The sequence below is a fragment of the Limnothrix redekei LRLZ20PSL1 genome (assembly GCF_043235035.1).
Taxonomy (GTDB): Bacteria; Cyanobacteriota; Cyanobacteriia; order CACIAM-69d; family CACIAM-69d; genus CACIAM-69d.
The window spans coordinates 161,725-173,186 of sequence record NZ_JAZAQF010000006.1 but is presented as its reverse complement, the minus strand read 5'-3'; the positions used below and the strand labels follow the sequence as shown (position 1 = coordinate 173,186).

Sequence of the window (11,462 nt, the reverse complement as noted above, 5' to 3'; positions counted from 1 at the left end):
CGCAGTCCAGTCAGTGGCTTTGTGCATTTGCTCAGTGGGCTGATTGCTTACTGCCATCAGCCCAAGAAGCCCACTCTTGACCTAGCGACACTAGGCATTGAACTCCCTGCTTAACCCGAATTCACGTAAATTTAACCTAAGCTTAAATTAGATCGACAATATAGATTCGTTTTGTTCAAGACGTGAGAAAATTCTGTTGACTGAAAAATTTAGTATCCTCGATCAACAGACCGCCCAGCTAGCCAGATCAGTCAATACTGAAGGATCAGTCAAGCACTCATGGGGCCAATTTCGATCATTTTGTGATGATCAAGTCATGGTTCTCAGTCATTATCCAAGCCTGATGTTCAAACCCTTTTAGGTATCTTGCAAATTGGCGTTCTGGGTTCTGGATCAACGCTCGGCCGATGGTGATTCAGTGTTTAAGGGAATGGATCCCCGCGTTCTTTACATCCAATGACCAACGTTGCTGCGGCTAATGCATCACCCTTTTTGGGCCAATTATTGGTCTTGGAACCTGATGAAACGGATCAGTTAAAATTTGCTCACTGTTTTCAGCGCTGGCCCTGGCTGGGTGAAGGGCATGTGGTGGCTTCCATACAAGCGGCGATCGCCCATTTGCGTCGGCAACCGGTGGAGATGGTGCTGCTAAATGGCTGTGCGATTCCCCCGATCGAGGCGGTCTTGGAACCGTCGGCAGGAGTTGAAAGCCGTCCCGCCAACAAGCCTGAGGACTTTTTTGATCGCAGCCACCAGCCCAGCGATCGCCCCGTAACCCCGATCGCACAGGATCAACCCGACCTCCTCGACCAAGCCGCGCCCAGCTTTCGGGAACTCTTGCAGCTCCTGGAAGCCCAGGCGGTTCTCTGGCTGGTGATGGTTCCAGCGGATGCCGCAGATTTGGCCCTGGCGCTGGTGCAACAGGGCGCGGCCGATTATGTGGTGAAAGATGCCGCCGGAGCCTATCTCAAACTATTGCCCATCACCTTGCAAAAAAGCTGGCAAACCTATCAGCAACAACGCCAATTACAGTGGCTAAATCATACGGTTCAAAGTTTGCCCGATGGTGTCTATGTGGCTGATTCCAGTGGTCAATTACTGTTTACGAATGATGCGCTGAAGGCCATTTGCGCGATCGAGCAGCAAAACCTGCAAGGGCAACCCATCACCACCCTGGGTCAGCCCGCTTTGACCCGCTGGGTGCAACAACAAGCCCCGATCGCTTCCGATCTTCAGCAACCCTATCACCGCCGGGATGTGGAATTAGCCATCCAACAGCCCGATCGGTCAGCCCTCAGCATGTTGCTCTCGGAAACGTTCATTGATGATGGTTGCCAGGCCATTCGGGTGGGCGTGCTGAAAAATGTACATTTCTTGAAGGAAGTGCAGTCTTCCATTCACAATGTTCAAAACAGCTTAAATAGCATTATTCAATCTCGAACGAACCAGCTTCAGGAGGCGATCGGGGAGCTACATCGCGAAAACCAAGAACGTATTAAATCAAAAATTTCCCTACGCCTTAGTCGTGATTTTATTAATCGTCAACAGGTTTTTTTACGATCCGTCATTGACAACAATCCCAATTTGATCTTCGTCAAAGATTGGGAGGGTCGGTATGTGCTCGCCAATCAAGCCATGGCGGACTATTACGGAACCACCGTTGATGAACTGCTGAATAAAACTGACGAAGAACTACTAGGGCCATCGGAAGCCACTGCTCGGTTCTTGAGCGAGAATCGCTTCGTGATTGAAAATCGCCAAGAACTCTTCTTGCCCGAGGAAATGGTGGTTCGCCGCAAAATTGCTCAACCAGGCTCGATCGCCTCAGTGGAACAGGACGATGCCCTCCTCGATGCTTCCCCAGAAACTGACTTAGGAACCAACGTCTTAGAAACTGTCTTGGAAATCACTTTACCGGGGGCTGCTGGTTCTTCTGGGGCAGATTCTTGCAACGGCCAAGTTGATGATCCATCTGAAACAAATTCAGATATTCAATGGCTGCAATGGCACAAGTCACCGATTTTTCTGCCCGCCAAGGGTGAATATGGCGTTTTGGGCGTAGGGGTTGATATTACGGCTCGTAAACAGGTGGAACTGGCCCTAGCAGAACAGGAAAAAAGTCTTTCGACCCTGGTGGCCAATTTGCCCGGCTATGTTTATCGGGTGGCTAATAATCCTGAATACACCGCGCTTTTTGTTAGCGATGGGGTAACGGCCATTACGGGCTATGAAACTCGTGAATATTTGGTCGATCGCACCACCAGTTGCGGTCAAGAAATTCATCCCGAAGATACCGATCGCGTTTGGCAAACCGTCCAGGCTGCCATCCAAAAACAGGAACCCTATGAATGCGAATATCGCATCCTTACCAAATCCGCGCAAGAAAAGTGGGTTTGGGAGCGGGGTAGCGGTGTTTATTCCGATGAAGGAAAATTGCTGTTTTTAGAGGGATTCGTCACGGATATCAGCGATCGCAAGGCCGCGGAACAGAACCTGCGCCAACTGAGCGATCGCCTGCAAGAGTCCCAGCGGATTGCCAAGCTCGGCAATTGGCAAATAGATTTACGAAGCAACAAGCTCTATTGGTCTGATCAAGTTTTTGAGATTTTTGAAGTGGATGCACAACAATTTGATGCATCCTATGAAGCCTTCATGGCCACCATCCATCCTGACGATCGGGAAATGGTCGATCAAGCCTATGAACGCCATTTAGCTGACCACGAACCCTATTCCATCACTCATCGGTTACTGTTGACAGATGGACGGATTAAATATGTTCATGAACAATGCGAAACAATCTATGCCGAGGATGGAAAGCCCCTTTATTCCCAAGGAACAGTGCAGGATATTACCGATCAACATTTGGCAGAAATGGCCCGAGAACAGGCCGAAAAAGCTTTGCATCAAGTAATTGAAGGCACAGCCACGGTGACTGGAGCACAGTTTTTCCCCAACTTGGTGCGGCATATTGCGGAAGCCCTGGATGTGGATTATGTGGTGGCCACGGAGTTACGGGGCGATCGATTACAAACCCTCGGTGTTTGGGTTGATGGTCAACTGGGCGATGATTTCGATTTGGACTTGGAAAACACACCCTGTTTCTACATTTTGGAGTATGGCGAACTCTATTGTGAAACTGACGGACAGTCCTGTTTTTTCATTTCCCGTTCCCTCTTTCCTGGAGCAGTGAATGGGCTGTTGGGCGTTGCCTTACAGGATGATCAAGGACGGGCGATCGGCAGTCTTTGCATCCTCGATCAACAACCCTTTTCTGAAGAAAAACGCCAACAAGCCATGGGCCTTTTGCGGGTGTTGGCCTCCCGGGCAGGGGCCGAACTTCAGCGCAAACAGGCCAACGATGCCTTGGAGCAACTGAACCAAGACTTGGAAGCGAGGGTATTGCAGCGCACCTTGGAACTGCAAGCTCAAGAAGCACAACTGAGGGATTTGTTCGACAATGCAACGGATTTAATTCAACGAATTGATCCCCAAGGGCAAATTTTATTGGTCAACCGGGTTTGGAAAGAAACCTTGGGCTATGGCGATGAAGATTTAAGCGATCTATCGATCTTTCAGGTTGTCCATCCTGCGGACTTAGAAGACTACCGCCAATATTTAGATCGCCTTTGCGCCGGGGAAGCTTCTTTAGACATTGAAACTCGCTTCCTCAGCAAAGATGGCCAGGAAATTTTGTTGGAAGGAAATGCCAATTGCGATTTTCAAGGGGGAAAACCGATCGCCATTCGCAGCATGTTTCGGAATGTGACTGAGGGCAAACAAACCCGCAAAGCGCTTCAGGAATCGCAGCAATTTTTGCAAACGGTTTTGAACACATTTCCGCTCTTTGTGTTTTGGAAAGATCGCAATTCGGTTTACCTGGGGTGCAACCAAAACTTTGCGGCGGCGGCGGGGCTGCCTTCACCGGAGGCGATCGTGGGCAAGACGGATTACGACTTGCCCTGGGGAGTCAGCGAAGCCGAGCTATACCGAGCAAACGATCGGGAAGTGATTGAGTCTGGTGTGGCCAAACTCCATTTCATCGAATCCCAAAAGCAATTGGATGGCTCCACAATCCAGGCTGAAACCAACAAGGTTCCGCTCCGGGATTCGTCAGGAACGGTGATTGGGGTTTTGGGCATCTATCAAGACATTACCGATCGCCAAGCGGCGGAATTACAGTTGCAGCGAACAAATCAACAACTGTTGCGAGCAACGCGCTTAAAAGATGAGTTCATGGCCAATATGAGCCACGAATTGCGCACACCGCTGAATGCCATTTTGGGGATGGCCGAAAGCCTGCAAGAGGAAATTTTTGGGCCAATTACACCCCAGCAAGACTATGCGCTCAGGACGATCGACCAAAGCGGCACACACCTGCTGGAACTCATTAACGACATTTTGGACATGGCCAAGATTGAGTCCGGCCAAATGGAGTTGGATTGGTCAATTACGGACTTGGTGCCCATGTGTCGATCGAGCCTGGTTTTCATTCAACAGCAGGCCACGAAAAAGCGGATTGAACTGAACCTCAACAGCCCGGAAGACTTGCCAAATCTTTGGGCCGATGAACGACGACTGCGCCAGGTGTTGATTAATTTGCTGAGCAATGCGGTGAAGTTCACGCCGGAAGGGGGCAAAATTACCCTTTCGATCGCCGTGACCAGCGAATCATTAACCACCGCCTCGGAATTAGTGCGATCGCGCTTTTCGTCCAAAATGCATCTCCACGGCCTGGTGAAACAGCCCCCAGCCCCCACCGCACCCGCCAACCAACCCACAACCTTCGTGCGCATTGCCGTAGCCGACACCGGGATTGGCATTGCCGCCGAAAATTTACCCAAGCTCTTTCAACCCTTCATCCAAGTGGACGGGGCCCTGAATCGCCAATATGACGGCACGGGATTGGGTTTGGCACTGGTGAAGCAAATTGTGGAACTGCACCAGGGCTGTGTGGATGTGGTCAGCGAAGTGGGAGTGGGCAGTTGCTTCACGATCGAACTTCCCCTGCTAACCCCGCCGCCCCACTAGATCTCCTAAGCAAGGCGCAAATCAGCAAGGCGCAAATCAGCAAGGCGCAAATCAGCAAGGCGCAAATCAGCAAGGCGCAAGACCACCAGCCAGACGGCATTCGGCCCCGGCGCGATGAACATCAGCCCAGTAACTAGCCCAGTCTTGTAGGTTGGGTTGAGGTACGAAACCCAACAACAGCAAGATTCCTGGTGATCTAGCCCAATGATTCAGACTGATGATCAGCCCTAAATCCCAGCCCCATCAAAGAACTCTTCCAAGGCCCGATCGCTCAACCGGCAGCGCTTTCCCGCCGGGTCATCACCACTCACAAGATTGAGTTGGCCCAGTTGGCGTTGGGCCGCCGTCACCTCCGCGGCCACCTTGGCAATCCGTTCCCAATCGCAAAGGGTCAAGTCTTCGCAAGGGCGCTCCGGCGCACCCACGGCCACCGGCACTTGGGCCCGTTCCGCTTCCATTTCCTCAATCCGCCGCTCCAGGGTTTCGATGCGATCGAGCAGGGCCCGAATCGCCTGGGCTTCCGAGTCCGGCAGCTTGCCATGCTCCAGTGGATCCACCCGCACACCCGATCGATAGACCACACGACCAGGCACACCCACCACCGTGCAATCGGCAGGCACATCCCGCAAAACCACGGAACCAGCCCCAATGCGCACGTTTTCGCCAATATTCAGGTTGCCGAGCACCTTGGCCCCAGCTCCCACCACCACGTTGTCACCCAAGGTGGGGTGGCGCTTGCCGCTTTCCTTGCCCGTGCCCCCCAAGGTCACGCCTTGGTAAATCAAGCAATAGTCGCCCACAATCGCCGTTTCACCAATCACAACGCCCATGCCGTGATCGATAAACACACCTTGCCCGATCGTTGCGCCCGGGTGAATTTCAATCCCGGTCAGTAGTCGTCCAATGTGGGAAATCAGCCGAGGCACAAAGGGTAATTGGTGCTGTTGCAGCCAATGGGCCAGCCGATGGAGCATCAACGCTTGCAACCCCGGATAGCAAAAAAGCACCTCTAGCCAATTGCGGGCGGCGGGGTCACGATCGAAGATGATGCGAAAGTCAGCAATGAGAGCGTTTAGCACGGTTGGGCGGCCTGAAAGCTTCAAGGTTGTATTGCATCGATTACAAAATCATTTTTAATCCTACTGCCTACCGACCGAGACGCGGGGGGGTGGGGCCACCGAACCCCAACCGAAGCGAAGCTTTTTCACTCAGTCCACAGACTCCACCCAGCGCCATGCCCCCCGAGAATCGAAAAGAGAGCCGGGTGATCAGGACGGGACATTTCGGTTGCGGTGGCAACAACCCACTCAAGGTCACCAGAGTTGCGGTTTTCAGGGTCGAAATTTGGTAAAATTTGCGACTTTTAAAACATTCAAATACGGACATTTGTATATCGATCAAGTCGTTGATCGCACTTGCTCAGAAAGTCAACTCACGGATTATCTTGTTGATTCCTGATTGCATTTCTTAATGCCATTTCAAGGGAGCACCTGATAAATTGGGATCGACTTTGACGGCTGCCTTGGCCTTTTAAAATGACACAAAAAAGATAGTGAATTCACGTTTCATCCCTCATGAATCGTTAAATTTATCCATCTTTCAGGGTTTGCATCAATCCATTGAGGTTACAAGCAAACATAATCAGCCCACGGCGTAGGGCTGTTGCGGTTGGAGCTGCCCTAAAATTCACAATCAATGAATTTTCCACTGCCCTCTCCTCACTCGACGGCAGCGATGTCCCACTCCACGATGAAGATCAAGATCAAGGGGCGATCGCGCTGGATCGGCTATTGGCAACAACGCATCAGCAATTGGCACTTCAGCCAAAAGATTGCGTTGGGCTATGTTTTGGCGATCGCCACGGGGGTCGTTGGCTCCTTGGCAGGCATCGCCCTGGCGGATCATTTCCAAGGGCGCGGGGTAGCTCAACTGCACGACGCAACCACACAAGTTCAATTACTCAGTGATTTACGCAGCAACTTGCAGGCAGCTCGCCTCGCCATTGATGAAGCGGGGGATGATGAAATTCCCGCAGCACAACGGCAACTGTTTCAGCAGGACGCGATCGCGGCCATCCAAGCAGCCCGCGACTTAGCCAACGAGCTAACCGCCTATCTCAAGCAAAATCCCCAATGGCTGGCCGATCGCCCCGATCGCCTGTTGCACCTGGCCAATCAAAGCGTGGCGGATCTTCAGGAATATGCCAATCAGCAAGTGCTGATGCAGCAGGCGAACGAGGCCAACCAATCGGCCGCCCAAAAGGAAGCCAAAGAGGCAGCGGAGGCCCTGGAGTGGAAAGCGCTGGCCGGGGCCGATCGCACCCTGGCCCGGCTGGTGACGACGGCCCATGGCCAAGCGGAACAGGCGGAAGTTTTGCTCGAAGAGGCCCAAGGTCTGGAAAAGGGCATTGTGATCCTGAGCCTGTTGCTGTCGGCGGCGGTGGCGGGGGTGATTGCAATGCGGGTCACGCGGGCGATCGTCAATCCCCTGGTGCGGGCGGCCACGGTGGCCCAAGGGGTGGCGGAAACCGGCGACTTCAGCCAACGGGTGGGCATCACCAGCCAAGACGAAGTGGGATCCTTGGCCCAAGCCCTCGATACGTTGATTGAGCGGGTGGCCGAGCGCAATCAGGAGTTGGCGGACGCGGCGGATTTGGCCAGTTCCCAAGCCCGCACCCTTTACAGAACTCTGATGGATTTGCGCCGCACCCAAGCGCAACTGATCCAAACAGAAAAAATGTCGCTCTTGGGGCAAGTGGTGGCAGGGGTAGCCCACGAAATCAATAACCCCACCAGTTTTATCTATGGCAACCTAATCCACGTCACGGAGGGCGTGAGCCATCTGCTGGAGTTGCTGACGCTGTATGAGGCGGGTCATGGCCCCCACAGTCCAGAGATTCGATCGCTCGTGGAACAGTTGGATTTGGAGTTTGTGCGGGAAGATTTGCCGCAACTGATGGCTTCCATGCGATCGGGCGCGGAACGCATCCGGGCGATCGTTCTGTCGTTGCGGTTGTTTGCCCGTTTAGATGAGGCGGAGGTGAAGGCGATCAACTTGCCCCAAAGCCTGGACAGCGTGCTCACCATTTTGGGGTCGCGCCTCTGTGCCCAAGCTCACCGCCCTGCCATTGTGGTGCAGTTGGACTACGGGCCTTTGCCCCCGATCGAGTGCTATGCGGGCCAGCTCAATCAGGTATTAATGCACATTTTGACGAACGCGATCGATGCGATCGATGAGGCCTTCCGCCAACGACCCGATCGGCCCCTGACCCTGAAGCTCGCCACTCGCACCCTTGACCCGGATTGGGTCAGTTTGGCGATCACCGACAGCGGCTTGGGCATTCCCGTCAGTGAGCAATCGCGGATTTTTGAGTTGTTTTACACAACCAAACCCGTGGGCAAAGGCTCGGGCATGGGTCTGGCGATCGCCCAGCAGGTGATTGTGGAAAAGCACGGCGGCACGATCGATTGTGAATCGGGCAATTGGGGAACGACGTTTACGCTGAAGTTACCGGTTCGACTCGCGATCGCCGATCCAGCCCAACCGCAAGCAACCCATGTGGCAGTGCTGGGGGATCGGCAACCCAATCAACCTGTCGAGGACTTTGCTGATCAGGGGACTGGTGATCAGAAGACTGATGGCCGCCAAGACATGAATCACCCCAAAACGGCCGAAGCGTTCGATCGGGACGATCAAGCCCCGATCGAACCACTCGCGAGCGACGGCTTAACCAGGCCCTAGGGAGTCGTCACCGGTTCCGGCGCTTCCGGAGCCGACAACAGCGGCGAATCTCCGTGATAGGCCCGCAACAACAGCGTTTTCAGCTCGCTGATCATCGGGTAACGGGGATTGGACACCGTGCATTGATCGTCAAAGGCGCGATCGGCCACATCGTCCAACTTCGCCAAAAACTCCGCCTCGCTAATTGACGTGGCTTCCCGAATCGATCCGGGAATTCCCACCTGCTGCTTCAGTGCCTCGATCGCCCCAATCAGCCGATCGATCTTCTCGTCCTCCGTCGTCCCCCCCAAATTCAAATAGTCCGCAATCCGGGCATAGCGCCACTTCGCATTCGGATACTTGTATTGCGGGAACGCCGCCTGCTTAAAGGGCGCATCCGTCGCGTTGTAGCGAATCACGTGGGAAATCAACAGCGCATTGGCTAGACCGTGGGGAATGTGGAACGCGCCGCCAATTTGGTGGGCGATCGAGTGGCAAATGCCCAAAAAGCCATTGGCAAAGGCCATCCCCGCCATCGTCGCCGCGTAGTGCATCTTTTCCCGCGCCTTCGGATCCGCCGCCCCATGCTCATAGGCCGAGGGCAGATATTTGAAAATCAGCCGAATTGCCTCCAGGGCCTCACCGTTCGTGAACTCCGAAGCCAACACCGACACGTAGGACTCCAGGGCGTGGGTCAAGGCATCAACGCCCCCAAAAGCCGTCAGGGACTTGGGCATATCCAGCACCAATTGCGGATCGCAAATGGCCATGGTCGGCGTGAGGGCGTAGTCCGCCAGGGGGTACTTGATCCCCGTGCGCTCGTCCGTCACCACCGCAAAGGGCGTGACCTCCGACCCCGTGCCCGAGGTGGTGGGAATCGCCACTAGGATTGCCTTCTGGCCCAAAGGCGGCAGCTCATACACCCGCTTGCGGATGTCCATGAACCGCATCGACAGCCCCTCAAACTCAATTTCGGGATGCTCGTACAGCAACCAGGCAATCTTGGCCGCGTCCATCGGGGAACCGCCCCCGATCGCGATGATCGTGTCCGGGTTGAACGATCGCATCTGTTCCAAAATCCGGTTCACCGTTCCCAGGCAAGGATCCGGCTCCACATCGTAAAAGGTGTCGTACTTCAGTCCAACATCATCCAGGACGCTTTCCAGACCCGCCGTGATCCCCAGGTTGTAAAGGGGTTTGTCGGTGATGATGAACGCCCGATCGCGCCCGGCCAACTCCCGCAGCGCCACCGGCAGCGAGCCGTATTTAAAGTAAATTTTTGGCGGAATCCGGAACCAGAGCATATTTTCCCGTCGTTCCGCCACGGTTTTGATGTTCAGCAGGTGGCGCGGCTCCACGTTCTCGCTGATCGAGTTGCCGCCCCAAGTGCCGCAACCGAGAGTGAGGGACGGATCCAGCCGGAAATTATAGATATCCCCGATCGCCCCTTGAGACGAGGGCGTGTTAATCAGCACCCGCGCCGTTTGCACCTGATCCTCAAATCGTTTGATCCGATCGCGGTTGTCTGGCGACGTGTAGAGCACCGCCGTGTGGCCCCGCCCGGCAAACATCACCAACGACTCACTCAGTTCCACCGCCTGGGCAAAATCCGCCGCCCGATACATGGCCAGCACCGGCGACAGCTTCTCGTAGGAGAACGGTTCCTCTGGCCCCACCACGCTCGCTTCCCCGACGATCAGGCGCGTGCCCGGCGGCAGTTGAATCTCCGCCATCGCCGCGATCTGTTCCACCGATTGGCCCACGATGTTCGGGTTCAACCGCCCATCAATTAGGATTTGCGCGCCCATGCGGACTTTCTCTTCGGGATCCAGGAAATAGGCTCCCCGATCGCGAAACTCCTGCTTCACCTGCTCGTAGACCGCATCCACCACCACCACCGATTGCTCGCTGGCGCAGATCATGCCGTTGTCAAAGGTTTTGCTGAGAATAATCGACGACACGGCCATTTTTAGGTGCGCCGTTTCGTCAATTAGGGCCGGCGTGTTCCCCGCGCCCACACCTAAGGAGGGATGACCGGACGAGTAGGCCGCCCGCACCATGCCCGGCCCGCCCGTGGCCAAAATCAGATTCACATCCGGGTGCTGCATCAACTGCTGCGACAGGGGCACGGTGGGCTGATCAATCCAGCCGATGATGTCCGGCGGGGCCCCGGCTTCCACGGCCGCTTGCAAAATCACCCGCGCCGCCTCGATCGTGCAGTCCTTGGCCCGGGGGTGGGGCGAAAAGATAATCGCATTGCGGGTTTTCAGGGCAATCAAGGCCTTAAAAATCGCCGTCGAAGTGGGATTCGTGGTGGGCACAATTCCCGCCAAAATCCCCACGGGTTCGGCAATTCGCTGAATGCCAAAGGCCTTGTCCTCTTCGATCACCCCGCAGGTTTTATCGGCTTTGTATTTGTTGTAGATGAATTCCGAGGCGAAGTGATTTTTGATCACTTTGTCCTCGATCGTTCCCATTCTCGTTTCGGTTACCGCCAGCTTGGCCAGGGGGATGCGGGCCGCGTTGGCCGCCAAGGCTGCTTTTTTGAAGATCAGATCCACCTGCTCTTGACTGAAGGTGGCATAGGTGCGCTGTGCGGCTTTGACCCGCGCAATTAGGGCTTCGAGTTCGCGATCGTTGGTAACGGTCATAACGCACCTCGCAGGAATGGCGTTCTGCCTTTACGCTAGGTTGATCCCCTTATTTTGGTTAGA

At 54.6% G+C, this 11,462-nt stretch carries 4 protein-coding genes; 2 read left to right on the top strand and 2 right to left on the bottom strand.

The window, feature by feature from the left end:
- The first annotated feature begins 456 nt into the window (after positions 1 to 456).
- Entirely contained in the window at positions 457 to 5,028 is a 4,572-nt protein-coding gene (locus VPK24_RS01685) for a PAS domain S-box protein (RefSeq protein WP_393010124.1), read from the top strand.
- 227 nt (positions 5,029 to 5,255) lie between these two features.
- Here the strand turns inward: VPK24_RS01685 and cysE are convergent, their stop codons facing one another.
- Positions 5,256 to 6,107, bottom strand: a complete 852-nt coding sequence (gene cysE, locus VPK24_RS01680; RefSeq protein ID WP_393010122.1) for a serine O-acetyltransferase — start codon at positions 6,105 to 6,107, stop codon at positions 5,256 to 5,258.
- Between the two features lie 670 nt (positions 6,108 to 6,777).
- Between cysE and VPK24_RS01675 the strand changes: the two genes are divergently transcribed.
- Positions 6,778 to 8,769, top strand: a complete 1,992-nt coding sequence (locus tag VPK24_RS01675) for a sensor histidine kinase (RefSeq protein WP_393010120.1) — start codon at positions 6,778 to 6,780, stop codon at positions 8,767 to 8,769.
- Here VPK24_RS01675 and adhE read toward each other — a convergent pair.
- Entirely contained in the window at positions 8,766 to 11,399 is a 2,634-nt protein-coding gene (adhE, locus tag VPK24_RS01670; protein ID WP_393010118.1) for a bifunctional acetaldehyde-CoA/alcohol dehydrogenase, read from the bottom strand. The genes VPK24_RS01675 and adhE overlap by 4 nt on opposite strands.
- Positions 11,400 to 11,462: the final 63 nt, after the last annotated feature.